This is a genomic window from Blastococcus sp. SYSU DS0539 (assembly GCF_054050855.1).
Genome location: NZ_JBJHAF010000024.1, coordinates 1 through 21,531 on the forward strand (window position 1 = coordinate 1; position 21,531 = coordinate 21,531).

Here is a 21,531-nt window from a genome sequence, read left to right on the forward strand (position 1 = left end):
CCCCCCCCGCCCCCCCCCCCCCCCCCCCCCCCCCCCCCCCCCCCCCCCCCCCCCCCCCCCCCCCCCCCCCCCCCCCCCCCCCCCCCCCCCCCCCCCCCCCCCCCCGCGGTCGAAGGGCGCCGTGGTCAGGTAGTCCTCGACCCGCCACGTCGAGGTGTCGAGCGGGGGCCCGCACATGGTCTCGGGGTCCTGCCCGGTGCGCTCGGCCTCGCTCGCGCAGTCCGCCCGCCAGGCCTCCTCGCTCGCGATCACCTCCGCCATGCGCTCGCGGGCGGCGGCGTAGTCGGCGTCGGTCGGCTCGCCGAACTGGAGCAGACCGATGACGACGGCCGCCAGCCAGCCGAGCATGGCCAGCCCGAGCAGCACCTGGATGAACCGGCGGGCGGTGAACCGGTGCAGCTCGGCCCGGAACAGGCTGCCCCGCCGCTGGGCCGAGGCCGGCTGCGGGGAGGTGGTCGGCTGCTCGGTCGCCGCGCTCACGCCTGGTCCCCGGTGAGGGCGAGGAAGGCGCTCTCCAGGTCGGGGGTCACGCGGACCAGCTCCTCGAGGTAGTGACCGCGCTCGGCGAGCACGCGGGTGATCTCGCCGGTCGCGGCTGCGCCGTGCACGAGCACCTGGCCGTCGGGAGCGGGCGAGACGGAGAAGCCGGCGGCGCCGAGCACCGCGGCCGCGCCCGCGGGGTCGGGGACGACCACGCGGACGTCGCCGGTCCCGGCGCGGGAGAGCACCGAGGCGACCGGCCCGGAGGCCACGCGCCGGCCGCGGGTGAGGATCGTGACCGAGTCGCACACCTGCTGGATCTCGGCGAGCAGGTGGGAGGAGACCAGCACCGTGGTGCGGCCGTCGGACCCCAGCCGCCGGATCAGCTCCCGGACGTCCCGGATGCCGGCGGGGTCCAGCCCGTTGCTGGGCTCGTCGAGGATCAGCAGCCGGGGCGCCTTGAGCAGCGCGGCGGCGATGCCGAGGCGCTGCTTCATGCCGAGGGAGTAGCCCTTGAACCGGTCGTCGGCGCGCTCCCGCAGGTCCACCAGCTCCAGGCACTCCTCGACCCGGGCCCGGGGGACGCCGGCGGTCTCGGCCAGCAGCCGCAGGTTGCGTCGTCCGGAGAAGCCGGGGAAGAACAGCGGCGTCTCGACCAGCGCGCCGACGTCGTGGATCACGCCGGGCAGCCCCGGGGGGACCGGGCGGTCCAGGAGCTGCATGTCGCCGGCGTCGACGCGCACCAGCCCGAGCAGCGCCCGGATCGACGTGGTCTTGCCCGAGCCGTTCGGGCCGAGCAGGCCGTGGACGCCGCCGGTGTCGACCGTCATGTCCAGCCCGTCGAGCGCCCGGTGCGGCGTGCCGCCCCGCCCGCGGTAGGCCTTGGAGACCCCCGCCATCTGCACCGCCGGCATGCCGCCTCCTGCTCCTCCGGGCCGGGCGCCCGGGTGGCAGCACAGTGGCACACCCGGTCCGCCGGGGACAGCCTCCCGGCGCGCGAGTCGAGACCGGTCCGGGCCGGAAACGGCGAGGGCCCCCGCCGGATCGGCGGGGGCCCTCCACGTGCGGTCGGGTCAGCGCGGGGCGCGCCTGCGGTCGCCCCAGGCGGACTCGTCGACGTCCTCCTCGAGGTCGTCGTCGCCACTGCTGACGATGCTCTCCATGCCGGGGGAGAGCACGCCCCACTCGATGAGCCGCGAGGTGAGCTCGTCGGGGCTCATGTCGTAGATGATCGCCAGCGACTTCAGGTCCTCGGCGCGGATGGACAGCACCTTGCCGTTGTAGTCGTGCCGCTGCGCCTGGATGGTCGAGGCGTACCGGGCCAGCGGGCCGGCCTCGTCGGCGGGCAGCGAGCCCAGGGACTCCAGGTTCAGCACGATCTTGTTCGTGGAGGTCACCGCGGAGCTCGGCCGCGGATCGGGCAGCAGCTCGGACACCGGGACGCCGTAGAAGACGGCGAGCTCGGAGAGGCGCTGCACGGTGACCGCGCGGTCGCCACGCTCGTAGGAGCCGACGACGACCGCCTTCCAGCGGCCGTGCGACTTGTCCTCCACACCCTGCAGGGAGAGGCCCTGCTGGTTGCGGATGGCGCGGAGCCGGGCGCCCAGGGCCCGTGAGTAGTCGGTGCTCATCGCTGTCTGCTCACTGTCCGTCGTCTCGGATCGGTGCCGGTCGTCACGCAGCGTACGCGGAAGGCGGGCATCGCAACAGGCGGGCTGACACGATCGGGCAGGTGAGCGCGCTGTGCGGTGGTTGCACGGAGCTAGGACCGCCCGGGTGCCCGACGGCCGGCCGCGGCGGTGCAGTACCGTCGTCGCCGGTCCGACCACTCCTTTAACGACCCGTCCAGTGAGGCGGGGAAGGAGGCCTGATGGCCCGCTCGCCCGAGCCTGCCCGGAGTCCGTCTCCCGGCACCCTGCTCTCCTCCGCCGACGTCGCCCGCGTCGTCGACCGCATGGCCCACCAGCTCATCGAGCGGTTCGCCCGGGGTGGTGGGGTGGGTGACGACGGAGCCGGCGACCCCGCCTCGGCCGACGGCGGCCTCGCCGACCTGGTCCTGGTCGGCATCCCCACCCGCGGTGCCCCGCTGGCCCGCCGCCTGGCCGCCCGCATCGAGGCGTTCACCGGCACCCGCGTCGACGTGGGCACCGCCGACATCACGCTCTACCGCGACGACCTCCGGCTCCGCGGTGTCCGCGCGCTGGAGCCCACGGTGCTGCCCGACGCCGGCATCGACGGCCGGCTGGTGGTGCTCGTCGACGACGTCCTCTTCTCCGGCCGGTCGGTCCGGGCGGCGCTCGACGCGCTGCGCGACCTCGGCCGGCCGCGGACCGTGCAGCTGGCGGTGCTGGTCGACCGCGGGCACCGGGAGCTGCCGATCAAGGCGGACTTCGTCGGCAAGAACGTGCCGACGTCGCTCAGCCAGCAGGTGAAGGTGCACCTCGCGGAGGTCGACGGCACCGACGAGGTGCTCGTGACCGAGGGCGTGGCCCGGTGAAGCGGCACCTGCTGGAGGCGGCCGACCTCGACCGGGCCGACGCGACTCTGGTGCTCGACACCGCGGCGCAGATCGACCAGGCGCTGGCCGGCCGCGAGGTCAAGAAGCTCCCGACGCTGCGCGGGCGCACGGTGGTGAACCTGTTCTACGAGGACTCCACCCGCACCCGGATCAGCTTCGAGCTGGCCGCCAAGCGGCTCTCCGCGGACGTCATCAACTTCTCCGCCAAGGGCAGCAGCGTCTCCAAGGGGGAGAGCCTCAAGGACACCGCGCTCACCCTCGAGGCGATGGGCGCCGACGCCGTCGTCGTCCGGCACGGCTCGTCGGGTGCGCCGCACCGGCTGGCCCACTGGGTGCGCGGCAGCGTGGTGAACGCCGGCGACGGCACCCACGAGCACCCGACGCAGGCGCTGCTGGACGCCTACACGATCCGGCAGCGGCTGGGCCGGCTCGAGGGCGTGCGGGTGACCATCGTCGGGGACGTGCTGCACAGCCGGGTGGCCCGGTCCAACGTCGGGCTGCTGCACACCCTCGGCGCGGAGGTCACCCTCGTGGCGCCGCCGACGCTGCTGCCGGTCGGCGTGGGCAGCTGGCCGGCCGAGGTCTCCTACGACCTGGACTCGGTGCTGCCCAAGGCCGACGTGGTGATGATGCTGCGGGTGCAGGCGGAGCGGATGAACGCCTCGTTCTTCCCCAGCGCCCGCGAGTACAGCCGCCGCTACGGGCTCGACGCCCGCCGGATGGCGGTGCTCGCCGACGACGCGATCGTCATGCACCCGGGACCGATGAACCGCGGGATGGAGATCGCCGCCGAGGTGGCCGACTCCGCCCGTTCCACGATCGTCGAGCAGGTCGCCAACGGCGTCTCGACCCGCATGGCCGTGCTCTACCTGCTGCTCGGAGGTTCTGCCCAGTGACGACGTACCTGATCACGGGCGCCCGGCCGCTGGGCGGCGACCCGGCCGACATCCTGGTGAAGGACGGCCGCATCGCGGCGATCGGCGACTCGCTGTCGGCGACCGGCGCCGAGGTGGTCGAGGCCGCCGGCCTGATCGCCCTGCCGGGCCTGGTGGACCTGCACACCCACCTGCGCGAGCCCGGCCGCGAGGACGCCGAGACGGTGGAGACCGGCAGCCGGGCGGCGGCGCTGGGCGGGTTCACCGCGGTGCATGCGATGGCCAACACCGATCCGGTGGCCGACACCGCCGGCGTAGTCGAGCAGGTCTGGCGGCTGGGCCAGGAGGCTGGGCTGGTCGACGTCGTCCCGGTCGGCGCCGTCACGGTCGGGCTGGCGGGCGAGCGGCTGGCCGAGCTCGGCGCCATGGCCGACTCCGCCGCCCGGGTGCGGGTCTTCTCCGACGACGGGCACTGCGTCGCCGACCCGGCGCTCATGCGCCGGGCGCTGGAGTACGTGAAGGCGTTCGACGGCGTCGTCGCCCAGCACGCCGAGGAGCCGCGGCTCACCGTCGGCGCGCAGATGCACGAGGGCGACCGCTCGGCCCGGCTCGGACTGACCGGCTGGCCGGCCGCCGCCGAGGAGGCGATCATCGCCCGCGACGTGCTGCTCGCCGAGCACGTCGGCGCGCGGCTGCACGTCTGCCACGTCTCGACCGCCGGGTCGGTGGAGATCCTGCGCTGGGCGAAGTCCCGCGGGGTGCAGGTCACCGCCGAGGTCACCCCGCACCACCTGCTGCTCACCGACGCGTGCGCCGAGAGCTACGACCCGGTGTTCAAGGTCAACCCGCCGCTGCGCACCGACGCCGACGTCGAGGCGCTCCGGGCCGGCCTGGCCGACGGCACGATCGACGCCGTCGGCACCGACCACGCCCCGCACGCGGTGGAGGACAAGGAGAGCGAGTGGGCGCAGGCCCGGCCCGGCATGCTCGGGCTGGAGCAGGCGTTGTCGGTGGTCATCGAGACCATGGTCGAACCCGGGCGGCTGGACTGGGCCGGCGTCGCCGACCGCATGTCGGTGCGACCGGCCGCCATCGGCCGGCTGGCCGGGCAGGGCCGCCCGCTGGCCCCCGGGGAGCCGGCCAACCTCGTGCTCGTGGACCCGGCGAGCCGGGCGGCGGTCGACCCGGCCGCGCTGGCCAGCCGCAGCCGCAACAGCCCCTATGCCGGCCGGGAGCTCCCCGGCCGGGTGGTCGCGACGTTCCTCCGGGGGACGCCGACCGTTCTGGATGGAAAGGCACAGAAGTGAGTGAGGCACTGCTCGTCCTCGAGGACGGGCGCACGTTCCGGGGCGAGGCCTACGGCGCCCTCGGCACGACGGTCGGCGAGGCGGTGTTCTCCACCGGGATGACCGGCTACCAGGAGACCCTCACCGACCCCAGCTACCACCGGCAGGTCGTCGTCATGACCGCCCCGCACATCGGCAACACGGGGGTCAACGACGAGGACGACGAGAGCCGGAAGATGTGGGTGGCCGGCTTCGTCGTGCGCGATCCCGCGCGCCGCCCGGCCAACTGGCGCGCCACCGGCAGCCTCGACGGCGAGCTGGTCGCCCAGGGCGTCGTCGGCATCAGCGGCATCGACACCCGCGCCCTGACCCGCCACCTGCGCGACCGCGGCGCCATGCGGGTCGGCATCAGCAGCGAGATCACCGATCCCGAGCAGCTGCTGGCCCGGGTGCGTGCGGCCGAGAGCATGACCGGCGCCGACCTCGCCCCGCAGGTGAGCACCAGCGAGGCCTACGTCGTCCCCGCGGTGGGGGAGAAGCGGTTCACCATCGCCGCGCTCGACCTCGGCATCAAGACCGCGACGCCCCGCCACCTGGCCGAGCTCGGCGTGGAGACCCACGTGCTGCCCTCGACGGCGACCGCCGAGGAGCTGCTGGCGGCCGGCCCCGACGGCGTCTTCCTCTCCAACGGCCCCGGCGACCCGGCCGCGGCCGGCTACGCCGTCGAGGCGGTGCGCGGGGTGCTCGACGCGCGCCGGCCGCTGTTCGGCATCTGCTTCGGCAACCAGATCCTCGGCCGCGCCCTGGGGCTGGGCACCTACAAGCTGCGCTTCGGCCACCGCGGGCTCAACCAGCCGGTGCTGGACCGGGTCAGCGGCACGGTGCGGGTGACCAGCCACAACCACGGCTTCGCCGTCGACGCCCCGCTGGACCGGCCCACCGACACCCCCTACGGGCAGGTCGAGGTCAGCCACGTGGGTCTGAACGACGACGTCGTCGAGGGGCTGCGCTGCCTGGAGGTGCCCGCGTTCAGCGTGCAGTTCCACCCGGAGTCGGCGGCCGGCCCGCACGACGCCGCGCCGCTGTTCCAGCGTTTCGTCGACCTGATGGAGGAGGCCCGGTCGCACGAGGTGCACGCCGGCGGGCCGGCCCCGGTCGTCGAGCACACCACCGGGGAGAAGAACTGATGCCCAAGCGCACCGACATCCAGCACGTCATGGTCATCGGCTCCGGGCCGATCCTCATCGGGCAGGCGGCGGAGTTCGACTACTCCGGCACCCAGGCCTGCCGGGTCCTGCGGGCCGAGGGCCTGCGGGTCAGCCTGGTGAACAGCAACCCGGCGACGATCATGACCGATCCCGAGGTCGCCGACGCCACGTACGTCGAGCCGCTGACGCCGGAGTTCGTCGAGAAGGTGATCGCCAAGGAGCGCCCCGACGCGCTGCTGGCCACCCTCGGCGGGCAGACCGCGCTCAACATCGCGATCGGCCTGTACGAGAACGGCGTCCTGGAGAAGTACGGCGTCCAGCTCATCGGGGCCGACGTCGACGCGATCAACCGCGGCGAGGACCGGCAGCTGTTCAAGGACATCGTGCGCTCGATCGGCGCCGACGCCCCGCGCTCCACGGTGTGCGGGACCGTGGAGGAGGCGCTGGCCACCGCCGCGGAGGTCGGCTACCCGGTCGTCATCCGGCCCAGCTTCACCATGGGCGGGCTCGGCTCGGGCATCGCCACCGACGAGCCGATGCTGCGCCGCATGGCCGCCCACGGGCTGGCCGACTCCCCGGTGCACACCGTCCTCATCGAGGAGTCGGTGCTCGGCTGGAAGGAGTACGAGCTCGAGCTGATGCGCGACCGCAGCGACAACGTCGTCGTGATCTGCTCGATCGAGAACATCGACGCCATGGGGGTGCACACCGGTGACTCGGTGACCGTCGCGCCGGCGATGACGCTCACCGACCGCGAGTACCAGCAGATGCGCGACGTCGGCATCGCGGTGCTGCGCGAGGTCGGCGTGGACACCGGCGGCTGCAACATCCAGTTCGCCGTCCACCCGCAGACCGGCCGGCTGGTCGTCATCGAGATGAACCCGCGGGTCTCCCGGTCCAGCGCGCTGGCGTCGAAGGCGACCGGCTTCCCGATCGCCAAGATCGCTGCGAAGCTGGCCATCGGCTACACCCTCGACGAGATCACCAACGACATCACCGGCGTCACCCCGGCGAGCTTCGAGCCGTCGCTGGACTACGTCGTGGTGAAGATCCCGCGGTTCGCCTTCGAGAAGTTCCCCGGGGCCGACCCGCGGCTGACCACCACGATGAAGAGCGTCGGCGAGATCATGGCCATGGGCCGCAACTTCGCCGAGGCGCTGGGCAAGGCCATGCGCTCCACCGAGACCGCGGCGGCCGGCTTCTGGACCGGGGCCCCCGACAGCCGCTCCGCCGAGGAGCTGCTCGAGGCCCTGCGCACCCCGGTGGACGGCCGGCTCTACGTCGCCGAGCAGGCGCTCGCCGCCGGCGCGACCGTGGAGCAGGTCGCCGAGGCCAGCGGCTTCGATCCGTGGTTCGTCGACCAGATCGCGCTGGTCCGCGAGGTGGGGACGGCCGTCCAGGAGGCGCCTTCGCTCACGCCGGAGCTGCTCCGGCGGGCCAAGCGGCACGGCCTGTCCGACCGGCAGATCGCCGCGCTGCGGCCGGAGCTGGCCGGTGAGGACGGCGTCCGCGTGCTGCGCTGGAGGCTGGGCGTGCGGCCGGTCTACAAGACCGTCGACACCTGCGCTGCGGAGTTCGCCGCCCGCACGCCGTACCACTACTCCTCCTACGACGAGGAGACCGAGGTGCAGCCCCGCGAGAAGCCGGCGGTGCTGATCCTCGGCTCGGGGCCGAACCGGATCGGGCAGGGCATCGAGTTCGACTACTCCTGCGTGCACGCGGTCATGGCCCTGCAGGACGCCGGCTACGAGGCGGTGATGGTCAACTGCAACCCCGAGACCGTCTCCACCGACTACGACACCGCCGACCGGCTCTACTTCGAGCCGCTCACCTTCGAGGACGTCCTCGAGGTGGTGGAGGCCGAGCGCGCCGCCGGCCCGGTGGCCGGGGTCATCTGCACCCTCGGCGGCCAGACCCCGCTGGGCCTGGCCCAGCGGCTCAAGGACGCCGGCGTCCCGGTCCTGGGCACCTCGCCGGAGGCGATCGACGACGCCGAGCACCGCGGGGCCTTCTCGCGGGTGCTCTCCGACACCGGCCTGCTGGCCCCCAAGCACGGCACGGCGACGACGTTCGCCGAGGCGTACTCGATCGCCACGGGCATCGGCTACCCGGTGCTGGTCCGGCCGTCCTACGTGCTCGGGGGCCGCGGCATGGAGATCGTCTACGACGACGCCACGCTCGAGGCCTACATCGCCAAGGCCACCGACGTCAGCGTCGACCACCCGGTGCTGGTCGACCGGTTCCTGGAGGACGCGGTCGAGATCGACGTCGACGCGCTCTACGACGGCACCGACCTGTACCTGGGCGGGGTCATGGAGCACATCGAGGAGGCCGGCATCCACTCCGGTGACTCGGCGTGCGCCCTGCCGCCGATCACCCTCGGCTCGGCGGACCTGCTCAAGATCCGGGCGGCCACCGAGAAGCTCGCCGCCCGCATCGGCGTGCGCGGGCTGATGAACGTCCAGTACGCGATCAAGGACGACATCCTCTACGTCATCGAGGCCAACCCGCGGGCGAGCCGGACGGTGCCCTTCATCTCCAAGGCCACCGCCGTGCAGCTGGCCAAGGCTGCGGCGCGGATCGCCGTGGGCGAGACGATCGCCGAGCTGCGCGGCGCCGGGGTGCTGCCGGCGACCGGGGACGGCACCGACCTGCCCGACGACGCGCCGATCGCGGTGAAGGAGGCGGTCCTGCCCTTCCACCGCTTCCGCACCGTCGAGGGGTACGGGGTGGACACGGTCCTGTCGCCGGAGATGAAGTCCACCGGGGAGGTCATGGGCCTGGACGCCGAGTTCGGCACCGCCTTCGCCAAGTCCCAGGCCGCCGCGTACGGCTCGCTGCCGACCGAGGGCACGGTGTTCGTCTCGCTGGCCAACCGGGACAAGCGCTCCGCGGTCTTCCCGATCAAGCGGCTGGCCGACCTGGGCTTCCGCCTGCTCGCCACGACCGGCACCGCGCAGGTGCTGCGGCGCCACGGGGTCGCCGCCGAGGTGGTCGGCAAGTTCAGCGAGGGCCCCGGCAACGTCGTCGAGCGGATCCAGGCCGGTGACGTCGACCTGGTGTTCAACACCCCGTTCGGCGCCCCGGGCAACAGCGGCCCGCGGCTGGACGGCTACGAGATCCGCACCGCCGCGGTCAGCGCCGGCATCCCCTGCATCACCACGGTGCAGGGCATGGCGGCCGCCGTGCAGGGCATCGAGGCGCTGCGCCAGGGCGGCATCGGCGTCCAGAGCCTGCAGGAGATGCACGCGGCGCTGGCCGGCGGCACGCACGGCGGGCCGAGCCCGTTCGCCGGGACGGGGGCGTGACGACGGCCGTACCGCGCGACGCCGCCCGGGGGCTGCGCGACGACCTGGTCGCCCGCGGCCTGGTCGAGGGCCTGCCCCGGGCGTTCCTCGCCGGGGTCACCCGGTTCGCGCGGCCGCCGCAGGACGAGCTCGACGAGCTCTCCGCGGCCGCCGCCGGCCTGGCGGCGCGGCTGGCGACCGGGGACGTCGGCGCCGAGGACGTACCGCTGCTGACCCGGGTGCTGTTCTTCGCCGGCCAGGTCGACCTGCTGTCGGTGCACGGGGTGCCGACGCCGGCCTACGACGTGCTCGGCTCGTTCCGGGAGAACCTCGCCCGGCCGCTGGGCCCCCGGCCGGCCGAGCGCCCCGCGGCCGGCGGGCGGCGGTGGCCTCTGCTGGGCCGGACGGTCGGCTTCCCGATCGGCGTGCCCGCCTGCGTGCTCAACGGCAGCGAGGCCTGGGTGCGGCACAACGTCGCCAACGGCTGGAACGTGCTCACGTACAAGACCGTCCGCGGCCGGGCCCACCCGCCGAACGAGCAGCCGAACTGGACGTTCGCCGCGCGCGAGACGGCCAGCCTGGCGCCCGGCGCGGTGCCCGACGTCGTCTCCGACCCGTGGGACTGGGTGCCGCCCGGGACGACGACGGTCAGCTCGGTGAACTCCTTCGGCGTCCCGTCGCCGGAGCCCGAGGAGTGGATGGCCGACCTGGCGCGCGCGGTGGCCGCCGTGGGCGACGAGCAGCTGCTCCTGGTCAGCGTGATGGGGGAGGACCCCGAGGGCACCGGCCGGGCCGACGCGCTCGCCGACGACTTCGCCCGCACGGCGCGGCTGGCCGAGGAGGCGGGTGCACCGGTCGTCGAGCTCAACCTCTCCTGCCCGAACACCCTCGACCGCTCGGCGGCCGGCGTGAAGCCCCCGCTGTGCCTGGACCCGCACGCGACCGTCGCCGTGGTCGAGTCCGTCCGCCGCGCGCTGGACGACCGCACCGGCCTGGTGGCGAAGCTGTCCTGGCTCGACGAGCCCGCCCTGGCCGCCCTGGTGCCCCGGCTGGCCCCGCTGGTCGACGGCATCGCCGGCATCAACACGGTGCAGAGCCGGGTGCGCCGCAGCGACGGCGCGGCCACCTTCCCCGGCCGGGAGCTGGCCGGGCTCTCCGGGATCGCGGTGCGCGAGCCCGCCCTGGACTTCACCCGGCGGCTCATCGCCCTGCGCTCGGCCGGCGGGGTGCACTTCGACGTCCTGGCGATGGGCGGGGTGACCGACCCGGCGTCCTTCGCGGCGCTGTTCGATCTCGGCGCCGACGCGGTGCAGTCGGCCGCCGGCGCCTTCGCCGATCCCTTCCTCGCTCAGCGGTGCATCGACGCGCTGGGGGAGACCCTGCCCCGAGCCGTGGAGGCCCCGTGACCGTCCCCTTCGGGCACCGCCTGGCCCAGGCGGTCGCCGCCCGCGGCCCGCTGTGCGTGGGCATCGACCCGCACCCTCCGCTGCTGGCGGCGTGGGGCCTGCCCGACGACGCCGAGGGGCTGGCGCGGTTCACCGACACCGTCGTCGACGCCCTGGCCGGCAGCGTCGCCGTCCTCAAGCCCCAGCTGGCGTTCTACGAGCGGCACGGCTCGCGCGGCCTGGCGGCCCTGGAGGACGGCGTCGCGCGTGCCCGCGCCGCGGGAGCCCTGGTGCTGCTCGACGCCAAGCGCGGCGACATCGGCTCGACGATGGATGCCTACGCCGACTACCTGCGGCCCGGCCACCCGCTGGCCGTGGACGCGATGACGGTGAGCCCCTTCCTCGGCCCCGGCTCGCTGCAGCCGGCGGTCGACACCGCCCGGCAGCACGGCGGCGGGCTGTTCGTGCTGGGCCGCACCTCCAACCCCGACGCCGGGGCCTTCCAGCACGCGCTGGTGGGGGAGCGGAGCGTCGCGCAGGTGGTCGTCGACACCGTCCGCGGCTGGAACACCCCCGGATGGGTCGTCGGCGACCCGCTGCCCGAGGTCGAGGCGGGGCCGGACGCGGCCCCGCGGCCCGACCCCACGGCGGGCTCGTTCGGCGTCGTGGTGGGCGCGACGCTGGCGGAGCTCGACGTCGACCTCGCCGGCCTCGGCGGGCCGGTCCTCGCGCCCGGTCTCGGCGCCCAGGGCGGGTCGGTGGGCGATCTGCGGCGGCTGTTCGGCGCGGGCGCGGCGGTGGTCCCGACCGTCTCCCGGGACGTCCTCGGCGCCGGTCCGGAGGCGACCGCGCTCCGCGCCGCCGCGGACCGGTGGGCGGCGGCGCTCGCGGCCTGAGCCGGCCCGTCCGGGGCCCCGGCCGCACCGCGGTGCACCGGGCCCCCGGGTTCGGAGCGCAGCCCGGCGTGTCGTGTCGTCGGCGTGTCGACGCCGGGGCGCGGACCTGGGCGGCGTCGCACGGTGACGGAACGAGACCGTCCGCATACCCGCTCTGACCAGGGACGATCACTGAGCGTCACGGGACCCGTGGCCACGGTGCGCACCCGGCCGGCCGCGCCGGTCGGACGATCTCCCAGATCGTGCGTGACCAGCGGATTTGCCGGGAACCACCCAGACCGTGAGGCTCGGACCGGAGGCGCACCACGTCTCGACGAACCGAACGACGGCCGGCCGGCGCACGGCCGGCGACGACACGATTGGGTTGCACCATGCCCCTGCCTGACCTGTCCCCGGAACAGCGGGCGGCCGCCCTGGAGAAGGCGGCCGCAGCCCGCAAGGCGCGAGCCGAACTGCGCGAGCGACTCAAGAGCAAGGGCGCCACGGTCAGCGACGTCCTCAAGCAGGGCGAGACCGACGAAGTCATCGGCAAGATGCGGGTCTCCGCCGTCCTGGAATCCCTGCCGGGTGTCGGCAAGGCGCGGGCTGCGAAGATCATGGAACGCCTGGAGATCTCCCCGACGCGACGTGTGCGGGGTCTGGGCGCCAACCAGCGGCGGGCGCTGGAATCGGAGTTCGGCGGCGACGAGGTCGTCGCCGAGCAGGTTCCTGCCGACGGCTCCGTCTGAGGGAGTCGCCGGCGCCGCCGACGACGAACGCGGGCGAGGACGACGAGTGGCTGCAGCGGCACCGGCACGGCTGACCGTGCTCTCCGGACCCTCCGGGGTCGGCAAGGGCACCGTGGTCGCCGAGGTCCGGCGGCGGCACCCCGACGTGTGGGTGTCGGTGTCGGCCACCACTCGCCGTCCCCGGCCCGGTGAGGTCGACGGCGTGCACTACCACTTCGTCGACGACGCCGAGTTCGACCGGCTGGTGGCCGGCGACGGGCTGCTGGAGTGGGCCGAGTACGCGGGAAACCGGTACGGCACCCCGGTCGCGCCGGTCCGTGCCCAGCTGGCCACCGGCCGTCCGGCGCTGCTGGAGATCGAGCTGCAGGGCGCCCGGCAGGTGCGGGCCCGAGCGCCGGAGGCCCAGCTGGTCTTCCTGGCGCCCCCGTCCTGGGCCGAGCTGGTCAGCCGGCTGGCCGGCCGCGGGTCGGAGCCGGCCGCCGTGCAGGAGCGCCGGCTGGCCATCGCGCAGGCCGAGCTGGACTCCTCCGGGGAGTTCGACGTGGTGGTCGTCAACGACGACGTGGCCCGCGCCGCGGACGAGTTGGTAGGCTTGCTGACTGCGCCGTCGCCCAGCCTCAGCCGGGGTGGCAGCGCCCACGAGTAGCGCACCCGGTCCGCCGGCCCGTCCGCCACTCCCACCGAACGATCGAGGAGACCCGTCCACCCGTGTCCGGAGTCGCACCCGCCCCCGAGGGCATCACCAACCCGCCGATCGACGAGCTGCTCGAGCGCACGAGCAGCAAGTACGGCCTGGTGATCTTCGCCGCCAAGCGCGCGCGCCAGATCAACGCCTACTACAGCCAGCTCTCCGAGGGTCTGCTCGAGTACGTCGGCCCCCTGGTCGACACCGCGCCGCAGGAGAAGCCGCTGTCGATCGCGCTCCGCGAGATCAACGAGGGGCTCCTGGCGCACACCGCCGGCGAGAACTGAGGGACGTCCCCGTCCCCACCCAGAAGTGATGAGACCGCACCCGGCACGTGCTGCCGGGTGCGTTCTCGTATCGGGAGGATGACCGCGTGAGTCGGATCGTGCTGGGCGTCAGCGGCGGCGTCGCCGCCTACAAGGCCGCGCTGCTGCTCCGGGCCTTCACCGAGGCCGGGCACGACGTCCGCGTCGTCCCCACCCCCGGCGCGCTGCACTTCGTCGGGGCCGCCACCTTCGAGGCGCTCTCCGGCAACCCGGTCACCACCGACGTCTGGTCCGACGTCCCCGAGGTGGCGCACGTGCGGATCGGCCAGACCGCCGACCTCGTCGTCGTCGCCCCGGCCACCGCCGACCTGCTGGCCCGCGCCGCCGCCGGCCGGGCCGACGACCTGCTCACCGCGACGCTGCTCACCGCGCACTGCCCGGTGGTGTTCGTGCCGGCGATGCACACCGAGATGTGGCTGCACCCCGCCACCCAGGACAACGTCGCCACGCTCCGCCGCCGCGGCGCGATCGTCCTGCCCCCGGCCGTCGGCCGGCTCACCGGCCCCGATTCGGGCCCCGGCCGGCTGCCCGAGCCGGCCGACATCGCCGCGCTGGCTGCGGTCGTGCTCGACGGGGGCGCCGCGGCGTTGCCGCAGGACCTCGCCGGCCGCCGGGTGGTCATCAGCGCCGGGGGCACCCGTGAGCCGCTCGACCCGGTGCGCTACCTGGGCAACCGGTCGTCGGGCAAGCAGGGCTGGTCGCTCGCCCGGGTCGCCGCCGCCCGCGGCGCCGAGGTCGTGCTCGTCGCCGCCAACGTGGAGCTGCCCGCCCCCTTCGGCGTCCGGGTCGTCCCGGTCGGGACGGCCGAGGAGCTGCGCGCCGCGGTGCTCGCCGAGTCGGGCGGGTCCGGGGAGGACGGCGCCGCCGACGTCGTGGTCATGAGCGCGGCCGTCGCCGACTTCCGGCCGGTCAGCGTCGCGGCCACCAAGCTGAAGAAGGGGGCGGCCAACGAGCCGAGCGTGATCGAGCTCGTGCGCAACCCCGACGTCCTGGCCGAGCTGGTCACCAAGCGCGCGCCGGACCAGCTGGTCGTCGGCTTCGCCGCCGAGACCGGCGACGACGACGGCGACGTGCTGACCCACGCCCGGGCGAAGCTCGCCCGCAAGGGCTGCGACCTGCTCGTGGTCAACGACGTGTCGGCCGGTCAGGTGTTCGGCCGGGCGGAGAACGCCGTCGTGGTACTCGCCGCCGACGGGCCGGCGACCGAGGTGCCGCGGGGCACCAAGGACGCCGTGGCGGCCGGGATCTGGACCGCCGTGACCGCCCGGCTGGCCGCGCCGGCCGGGTCCTGACGTACGCCGCGGTGCCCCGGGCCGGAGCCCGCCGGTAACGTGCCACCCGGTGCTCTGCACCGGACCGTCGATCGAACTCCACGCCCAGCAGCCCTCCGTCCCCAGGGAGTCACCGAGTGCCACGCCGCCTCTTCACGTCCGAGTCGGTGACCGAGGGCCACCCGGACAAGATCGCCGACCAGATCAGCGACTCGATCCTGGACGCGATGCTGGCCCAGGACCCGCGCAGCCGGGTCGCGGTCGAGACCCTCATCACCACCGGCCAGGTGCACATCGCCGGCGAGGTCACCACCGCCGGTTACGTCGACATCCCGGCGATCGTCCGAGAGACGGTCCTGCGCATCGGCTACGACTCCTCCCGCAAGGGCTTCGACGGCGCGTCCTGCGGGGTCAGCGTCTCCATCGGCGCGCAGTCGCCCGACATCGCCCAGGGCGTCGACATCGGCTACGAGTCGCGAACGCAGACCCAGGTCCGGGAGCAGGACCAGGCCGTCGAGGACGCGATCGAGCGCCAGGGCGCCGGTGACCAGGGGCTGATGTTCGGCTACGCCACCGACGAGACGCCCGAGCTCATGCCGCTGCCGATCGCGCTGGCCCACCGGCTGTCCCGCCGGCTGTCGGCGGTGCGCAAGGACGGCTCGGTGCCCTACCTGCGGCCCGACGGCAAGACCCAGGTCACCGTGGTCTACGAGGACGACCGGCCGGTCGCCGTCGACACCGTGGTCGTCTCCTCGCAGCACGCCGAGGACATCTCGATCGAGACGCTGCTGACCCCCGACATCGAGGAGCTCGTCGTCGAGCCGGAGCTGGCCGCCCTCGGCCTGCCCACCACCGGTCACCGGCTCCTGGTCAACCCGACCGGCAAGTTCGTCATCGGCGGCCCGATGGGCGACGCCGGGCTGACCGGCCGCAAGATCATCGTGGACACCTACGGCGGCATGGCGCGCCACGGCGGCGGTGCCTTCTCGGGCAAGGACCCCTCGAAGGTCGACCGCTCCGCCGCCTACGCGATGCGCTGGGTCGCCAAGAACGTCGTCGCCGCGAAGCTCGCCCGCCGGTGCGAGGTGCAGGTGGCCTACGCGATCGGCGCCGCGCACCCGGTCGGCCTGTTCGTGGAGACCTTCGGCACCGGGGTCGTAGCCGACGAGGTGCTGGAGAAGGCGGTCACCTCGGTGTTCGACCTGCGCCCGGGTGCCATCGTCCGCGACCTGGACCTGCTGCGGCCCATCTACGGGCCCACCGCCGCCTACGGCCACTTCGGCCGCACCGACCTGGACCTGCCGTGGGAGCGGCTGGACCGGGTCGACGCGCTGCGCTCGGCCGTGGGGGTCTGACGGCGGACCTCGCTGCCCCCGGCCCGCGCACCCCCGGCGCGGGGCGAGGGGAGGAGCGCGGTCCTGTCGGTGGAAGTGGGGAGACTGGTCCGGTGCAGGTCGCCCGGGTCGTCGTGGACGTCCCGCTGGCCCACCTGGACCGGCCGTTCGACTACGCCGTCCCGGAGAAGTTCGCCGACACGGTGCAGCCGGGGTGCCGGGTGCGGGTCCGGTTCCACGGCCGGCTGGTCGACGGCGTCGTCTGGGAGCTCGGGGACACCACCGACTTCACCGGCACCCTCCAGCCGCTGTCGCACGTGCCCTCCGGGGAACCGGTGCTCACCCCGCAGGTGGCCCGGCTCGTGCGGGCCGTCGCCGACCGCTACGCGGGCACCGCGAGCGACGTGCTGCGGCTGGCGCTGCCGCCCCGGCGGTCGGCCGCGGAGAAGCGGGAGAGCCCGACACCGGATGCGCTGCCCGGGCCGCCGGACCCCGCCGGCTTCGCCCGCTACACGGCCGGTCCGGCCCTGCTCGACGCCCTGGCGGCGGGCCGCCCGGCCCGCGCGGTGTGGACGGCGCTGCCCGGCGAGGACTGGCCGGCCCGGCTGGTGGAGCTGTGCCGCGCGGCGCTCTCCGGCCGGCGCGGCGCCCTGGTGGTCGTGCCCGACGGCAAGGACCTGGACCGGCTGACGGCGGCGGCCGAGCGGCTGCTGCCGGAGCACTCCTTCACGGTGCTGCGGGCCGACGACTCGCCGGAGAAGCGCTACCGGCGCTTCCTCGCCGCCTCGCGCGGCGCCGCCCAGGTGGTCCTGGGCACCCGCGCGGCGATGTTCGCACCCGTCCGGGACCTGGGTCTGGTGGTCGTCTGGGACGACGGCGACGATCTGCACTCCGACGAGCGCGCCCCCTATCCGCACGCCCGCGACGTGCTGGTCCAGCGGGCCTGGCTGGACTCCTGCGCCGCCGTCGTCGCCGGGACGTCGCGCACCGCCGAGGCGGCGCTGCTGGTGGAGTCCGGGTGGGCGCACGAACTGGTCGCCGACCGTGCGGTGCTGCGCGCCGCGGCCCCGCGGGTGCAGGCGCTGGGCGAGGACTTCGAGCTGGCCCGCGACGCCGCGGCCCGGACCGCCCGGCTGCCCTCGCTGGCGTACGACGCGGCGCGCAAGGCGCTCGCCGCCGGCGCCCCGGTGCTCGTGCAGGTGCCCCGGCGGGGTTACGTGCCGTCGCTGTCCTGCGCCCGCTGCCGGGCGCCGGCCCGGTGCGCCGCCTGCGCCGGCCCGCTCGGCATCTCGCCGCGGCCGGGCCCCGGCGGCGCGCGCATCCCGGCCTGCCGCTGGTGCGCCCGACCGGCCGCCACGTTCGACTGCCCGCACTGCCACGGGACGAAGCTGCGGGCCGCCGTGGTGGGGGAGTCGCGCACCGCCGAGGAGCTCGCGCGGGCCTTCGCCGGCACGACCGTCCGCACCTCCGGCAGCACCTCCGGCGTGCTCGCCACGGTGCCGGCCGGCCCGGCGCTGGTCGTGGCCACTCCCGGAGCCGAACCGGTGGCCGACGGCGGGTACGGCGCCGCGCTGCTGCTGGACTCGTGGGCGCTGCTCGGCCGGGCGGACCTGCGCGCCGGTGAGGAGACGCTGCGCCGGTGGACCAACGCGGCGTCGCTGGTCCGGCCGGCCTCGGCCGGGGGGCAGGTGGTCGTGGCCGCCGACGCCGCCCATCCCGTCGTCCAGGCGCTGGTGCGCTGGGATCCGGGCTGGCTCGCCGAGCGGGAGCTGGCCGACCGCCGGGAGCTCGGCTTCCCGCCGGTGACGCGCATGGCGTCGCTGGTGGGATCGCCGGCCGCGCTGGGCGACTTCCTGGCCGCCGCACGGCTGCCCGGCGACGCCGATCTGCTCGGGCCGGTCCCGGAGCGGCCCCGGCCCGGGCAGGAGGGGGAGCGGGAGCGCTTCCTGGTGCGGGTGCCGCGCAGCGACGGGGCGGCCCTGGCGCACGCCCTGGCGGCGGTGCAGGGCGTGCGCAGCGCGCGCAAGGTGCCCGAGCACGTCCGGGTGCAGCTGGACCCGCTCGACCTGGTCTAGCCACCTGCCCGCGCCGTCCGCGCAGCGCTGGGCGGAGGCGCCGCCGGCGCCCCGCCTACGATCGACCGGTGAGCGTCACCCCCATCCGGCTGTACGGCGACCCGGTGCTGCACCGGCCCGCGGCGCCGGTCGTCGACTTCGACAAGGAGCTCCGGCAGCTCGTCACCGACCTGACCGAGACCATGCAGGCGGCCGGGGGTGCCGGGCTCGCCGCGCCGCAGATCGGCGTCGGCCTGCGGGTGTTCACCTGGTACGTCGACGGCGAGGTCGGCCACCTGGTGAACCCCGACGTCGCCGCGGTGGGCGAGGAGGTGCAGGACGGCCCCGAGGGCTGCCTGTCCATCCCCGACCTGCGCTACGACTGCCGTCGCCACCTGCACGTGGTCGCCTCCGGCTGGAACGTGCACGGCGACCCGGTGCGCGTCGAGGGCTCCGAGCTGCTCGCCCGCGCCATCCAGCACGAGACCGACCACCTCGACGGCGTCCTGTTCGTCGACCGGCTCGCCGACGCCGACCGCGCCGCCGCGCAGGCCGAGATCCGGGCCGCCGAGTGGGCCGGCTACGGCAGCTATCTCCCCGTCGTGAAGGTGAGCCCGCACTGAAGCTCCTGTTCGCCGGTACCCCGGCACCCGCCGTCCCGTCGCTCGAGGCGCTGCTCGCCTCCGACCACGAGGTCGTCGCCGTCCTCACCCGCCCCGACGCCCGCTCGGGGCGCGGCCGGAAGGTGAGCCGCTCCCCGGTGGCCGAGCGCGCCGACGGCGCCGGCATCCCGGTCCTGCAGCCGCGCTCGCCCCGCGAGCCGGGGTTCCTCGGGCAGCTCGCCGACCTCGCCGTCGACTGCGCGCCGGTCGTCGCCTACGGCGCCCTGGTGCCGCAGGCGGCGCTCGACCTGCCGGTGCACGGCTGGGTCAACCTGCACTTCTCGCTGCTGCCCGCCTGGCGCGGGGCCGCGCCGGTGCAGCACGCGATCATGGCCGGTGACGAGCTGACCGGCGCGTCGACGTTCCTGCTCGAGGCGGGCCTGGACACCGGCCCGGTCTACGGCACGGTCACCGAGGCCATCGGGCCGCGGGACACCGCCGGGGACCTGCTCGACCGGCTCGCCGTGAGCGGCGCCGGGTTGCTCGTCGCCACGCTGGACGGCATCGCCGCCGGCGCGCTCGAGCCCCGGCCGCAGCCGGCGGACGGCGTCAGCCTGGCGCCCAAGGTGGAGTCCGCGGACGCCCGGGTGGACTGGGCGCTGCCCGCGCACGTCGTCGACCGGCGGATCCGCGGGGTGACGCCGGCGCCCGGCGCGTGGACGACGTGGCGGGGCGAGCGCATGCGGCTGGGCCCGGTGGGCCCGCTGCCGGACGGACCGTCCCTGGCGCCCGGCGAGCTGCTCGTCGATGCCGGCGGCGTCGTCGTGGGCACCGGCACCGGCGCGGTCGCGCTGGACCAGGTCCAGCCCGCGGGGAAGCGGATGCTCCCGGCCGCGGACTGGGCCCGCGGGGCGCGCCCCGCCCCGGCCGAGCGGCTGGGCGGCGAGTGACCCGCCCGCCGCGGAGGGGCGCCTCCGGACGGCGCCGGCACCCCGCCACCCGGCGACCGGTGCTCGACGGCGCGCGGTTGACCGCCTACGACGTGCTCGACGCCGTCTCCTCCCGGGCGGCGTTCGCCAACCTGCTGCTGCCGCAGTTGCTCCGGGAGCGGCAGCTCGACGAGCGGGACGCCGGCTTCGCCACCCAGCTCGCCTACGGCACGCTGCGCGCGCAGGGCACCCTCGACGCCATCCTGACCGGGCTGGTGTCGCGACCGCTCGCCGAGCTGGACCCGCGGGTGCTGGACCTGCTGCGGCTCGGGGCGTACCAGATCGTCGACCTCCGGGTGCCCTCGCACGCGGCCGTGGACACCACCGTCGACCTCACCCGCGGCATCGTCGGCACCGGCGCGTCCGGGCTGGTCAACGCGGTGCTGCGCAAGGTCGCCGCCGGTGGGGACCGGGCCGCCTGGCTGGCCGCGCTGGGCGCCGAGGGCGACGAGCGGCTGGCGCTGGCCACCGACCACCCCCGGTGGATCGTCGACGCCTGGCGGGATGCGCTGGACGACGAGGCGGAGCTGGAGCCCGCGCTGCTCGCCGACGACATCGCCCCCGAGGTGCACCTGGTCGCCCGGCGCGTGGAGCGGGCGGCGCTCGCCGAGGAGTCCGGCGGGGAGCCCGGGCCGTGGTCGCCGTTCGCGGTGCGCCTGGGCGGGGGAGACCCCGGCCGGCTGACATCGGTGCGCTCCGGGCGGGCGGCCGTGCAGGACGAGGGCAGCCAGCTCGCCGCCCTCCTGCTCACCCGGGCGCCGCTGGAGGGGCCGGAGAGCGCGTGGCTGGACATGTGCGCGGGCCCCGGCGGCAAGGCCGGGCTGCTCGCCGTCACCCGGCCCGACGGGGTGCGGCTCACCGCGGCCGACCGTGCGCCGCACCGGGCGGAGCTGGTCGCGCAGGCGCTGCGCGACGAGGACGACGTCGAGGTGCTGGCCGCCGACGGCACCCAGCCGCCGTGGGCACCGGGCTCGTTCGACCGGGTGCTGCTGGACGCGCCGTGCACCGGGCTCGGCGCGCTGCGGCGCCGCCCGGAGGTGCGCTGGCGCCGGACCGCCGAGGACGTCGCACCGTTGGCCGAGCTGCAGACGGCGTTGCTGGACAGCGCGCTGCGCGCGGTGCGGGTCGGCGGGGTGGTCGCCTACGTGACCTGCTCGCCGCACACCGCGGAGACGGTCACGGTGGTCGACGCCGCAGCCGCGCGCGACGACGTGGAGGTGCTCCCGGTGGCGCCGCTGTTCCCCGAGGTCCCGGGCATCGGGCGGGGCGACCACGGGCAGCTGTGGCCGCACCGGCACGGCACCGACGCCATGTTCATGGCGCTGCTCCGCCGCACGCGCTGAGCCTCCGAGCCGGCCGCTCCGGCTCGCGGTGCCGGGGTCGGGTGGCGGTCCGGGGTCGGGTGGCGGTCCGGGACGGACACCACTGACGGCGTGGGCGTCGGCGACGGCACGGCGGAGCGCGGGCACGACTCGGTCCTAGAAGGGGGCTGGGTCGAGGTGGTCGGCGTCCCGCGTGGTGGCGGCGGCTGGTGGCCATCTGGTGGGTGGCCATGCCGGGGGTGGGGCCTCGGGAGGCGGGGGGCCGAGGGTGGCCATGTCGGGTGG

Annotated in this window: 19 protein-coding genes; 17 read left to right on the forward strand and 2 right to left on the reverse strand. The window is 75.4% G+C overall.

The features are described 5' to 3' along the window. The first annotated feature begins 319 nt into the window (after nucleotides 1–319). The gene (locus ACI790_RS19655; RefSeq protein WP_456571477.1) at nucleotides 320–496 is read left to right on the forward strand and encodes a hypothetical protein; all 177 of its coding nucleotides are present in this window, start codon (nucleotides 320–322) and stop codon (nucleotides 494–496) included. Here the strand turns inward: ACI790_RS19655 and ACI790_RS19660 are convergent. Then, entirely contained in the window at nucleotides 477–1,394 is a 918-nt protein-coding gene (locus tag ACI790_RS19660) for an ABC transporter ATP-binding protein (RefSeq protein ID WP_456571478.1), read from the reverse strand. The genes ACI790_RS19655 and ACI790_RS19660 overlap by 20 nt on opposite strands. A 159-nt stretch (nucleotides 1,395–1,553) precedes the next feature. Continuing rightward, entirely contained in the window at nucleotides 1,554–2,111 is a 558-nt protein-coding gene (bldD, locus tag ACI790_RS19665; RefSeq protein ID WP_456571479.1) for a transcriptional regulator BldD, read from the reverse strand. A 239-nt stretch (nucleotides 2,112–2,350) separates the two neighbouring features. Here bldD and pyrR point away from each other — a divergent pair, with 239 nt between their 5' ends. The 16 genes from pyrR (at nucleotide 2,351) to ACI790_RS19745 (ending at nucleotide 21,267) form a co-directional block, all read left to right on the forward strand. Then, complete coding sequence (gene pyrR / locus ACI790_RS19670; protein WP_456571480.1) at nucleotides 2,351–2,977, forward strand: bifunctional pyr operon transcriptional regulator/uracil phosphoribosyltransferase PyrR; 627 nt, start codon at nucleotides 2,351–2,353, stop codon at nucleotides 2,975–2,977. Continuing rightward, nucleotides 2,974–3,894: an aspartate carbamoyltransferase catalytic subunit gene (locus tag ACI790_RS19675; protein ID WP_456571481.1), complete on the forward strand. Its 921-nt coding sequence runs from the start codon at nucleotides 2,974–2,976 to the stop codon at nucleotides 3,892–3,894. Before pyrR ends, ACI790_RS19675 begins: the two co-directional genes overlap by 4 nt. After that, entirely contained in the window at nucleotides 3,891–5,180 is a 1,290-nt protein-coding gene (locus ACI790_RS19680) for a dihydroorotase (RefSeq protein WP_456571482.1), read from the forward strand. The genes ACI790_RS19675 and ACI790_RS19680 overlap by 4 nt, the downstream gene beginning before the upstream one ends. Continuing rightward, the gene (gene carA, locus ACI790_RS19685) at nucleotides 5,177–6,346 is read left to right on the forward strand and encodes a glutamine-hydrolyzing carbamoyl-phosphate synthase small subunit (protein WP_456571483.1); all 1,170 of its coding nucleotides are present in this window, start codon (nucleotides 5,177–5,179) and stop codon (nucleotides 6,344–6,346) included. The genes ACI790_RS19680 and carA overlap by 4 nt, the downstream gene beginning before the upstream one ends. After that, the gene (gene carB, locus ACI790_RS19690) at nucleotides 6,346–9,675 is read left to right on the forward strand and encodes a carbamoyl-phosphate synthase large subunit (protein ID WP_456571484.1); all 3,330 of its coding nucleotides are present in this window, start codon (nucleotides 6,346–6,348) and stop codon (nucleotides 9,673–9,675) included. Before carA ends, carB begins: the two co-directional genes overlap by 1 nt. Further along, complete coding sequence (locus ACI790_RS19695; RefSeq protein WP_456571485.1) at nucleotides 9,672–11,060, forward strand: dihydroorotate oxidase; 1,389 nt, start codon at nucleotides 9,672–9,674, stop codon at nucleotides 11,058–11,060. The genes carB and ACI790_RS19695 overlap by 4 nt, the downstream gene beginning before the upstream one ends. Beyond that, the gene (gene pyrF / locus ACI790_RS19700; protein ID WP_456571486.1) at nucleotides 11,057–11,935 is read left to right on the forward strand and encodes an orotidine-5'-phosphate decarboxylase; all 879 of its coding nucleotides are present in this window, start codon (nucleotides 11,057–11,059) and stop codon (nucleotides 11,933–11,935) included. The genes ACI790_RS19695 and pyrF overlap by 4 nt, the downstream gene beginning before the upstream one ends. A gap of 371 nt (nucleotides 11,936–12,306) precedes the next feature. Next, nucleotides 12,307–12,663, forward strand: a complete 357-nt coding sequence (gene mihF, locus ACI790_RS19705) for an integration host factor, actinobacterial type (RefSeq protein WP_456571487.1) — start codon at nucleotides 12,307–12,309, stop codon at nucleotides 12,661–12,663. Nucleotides 12,664–12,709: 46 nt separating this feature from the next. Next, on the forward strand, nucleotides 12,710–13,309 hold the full coding sequence (gmk, locus tag ACI790_RS19710) for a guanylate kinase (RefSeq protein ID WP_456571488.1): 600 nt from the start codon (nucleotides 12,710–12,712) through the stop codon (nucleotides 13,307–13,309). Between the two features lie 62 nt (nucleotides 13,310–13,371). After that, nucleotides 13,372–13,635 carry a DNA-directed RNA polymerase subunit omega gene (rpoZ, locus tag ACI790_RS19715; RefSeq protein WP_014376157.1) on the forward strand — a complete coding sequence of 88 codons (264 nt, stop codon included), beginning with the start codon at nucleotides 13,372–13,374 and terminating at the stop codon, nucleotides 13,633–13,635. A gap of 86 nt (nucleotides 13,636–13,721) precedes the next feature. Beyond that, entirely contained in the window at nucleotides 13,722–14,966 is a 1,245-nt protein-coding gene (gene coaBC / locus ACI790_RS19720) for a bifunctional phosphopantothenoylcysteine decarboxylase/phosphopantothenate--cysteine ligase CoaBC (protein WP_456571489.1), read from the forward strand. 116 nt (nucleotides 14,967–15,082) lie between these two features. Then, on the forward strand, nucleotides 15,083–16,300 hold the full coding sequence (metK, locus tag ACI790_RS19725) for a methionine adenosyltransferase (RefSeq protein ID WP_456571490.1): 1,218 nt from the start codon (nucleotides 15,083–15,085) through the stop codon (nucleotides 16,298–16,300). Between the two features lie 92 nt (nucleotides 16,301–16,392). Continuing rightward, nucleotides 16,393–18,354 carry a primosomal protein N' gene (locus ACI790_RS19730; RefSeq protein ID WP_456571491.1) on the forward strand — a complete coding sequence of 654 codons (1,962 nt, stop codon included), beginning with the start codon at nucleotides 16,393–16,395 and terminating at the stop codon, nucleotides 18,352–18,354. A 68-nt stretch (nucleotides 18,355–18,422) separates the two neighbouring features. Further along, complete coding sequence (gene def, locus ACI790_RS19735) at nucleotides 18,423–18,956, forward strand: peptide deformylase (RefSeq protein WP_456571492.1); 534 nt, start codon at nucleotides 18,423–18,425, stop codon at nucleotides 18,954–18,956. Next, complete coding sequence (fmt, locus tag ACI790_RS19740; RefSeq protein WP_456571493.1) at nucleotides 18,905–19,885, forward strand: methionyl-tRNA formyltransferase; 981 nt, start codon at nucleotides 18,905–18,907, stop codon at nucleotides 19,883–19,885. Before def ends, fmt begins: the two co-directional genes overlap by 52 nt. Nucleotides 19,886–19,944: 59 nt before the next feature. Then, nucleotides 19,945–21,267, forward strand: a complete 1,323-nt coding sequence (locus ACI790_RS19745) for an RsmB/NOP family class I SAM-dependent RNA methyltransferase (protein ID WP_456571494.1) — start codon at nucleotides 19,945–19,947, stop codon at nucleotides 21,265–21,267. Nucleotides 21,268–21,531 lie beyond the last annotated feature (264 nt).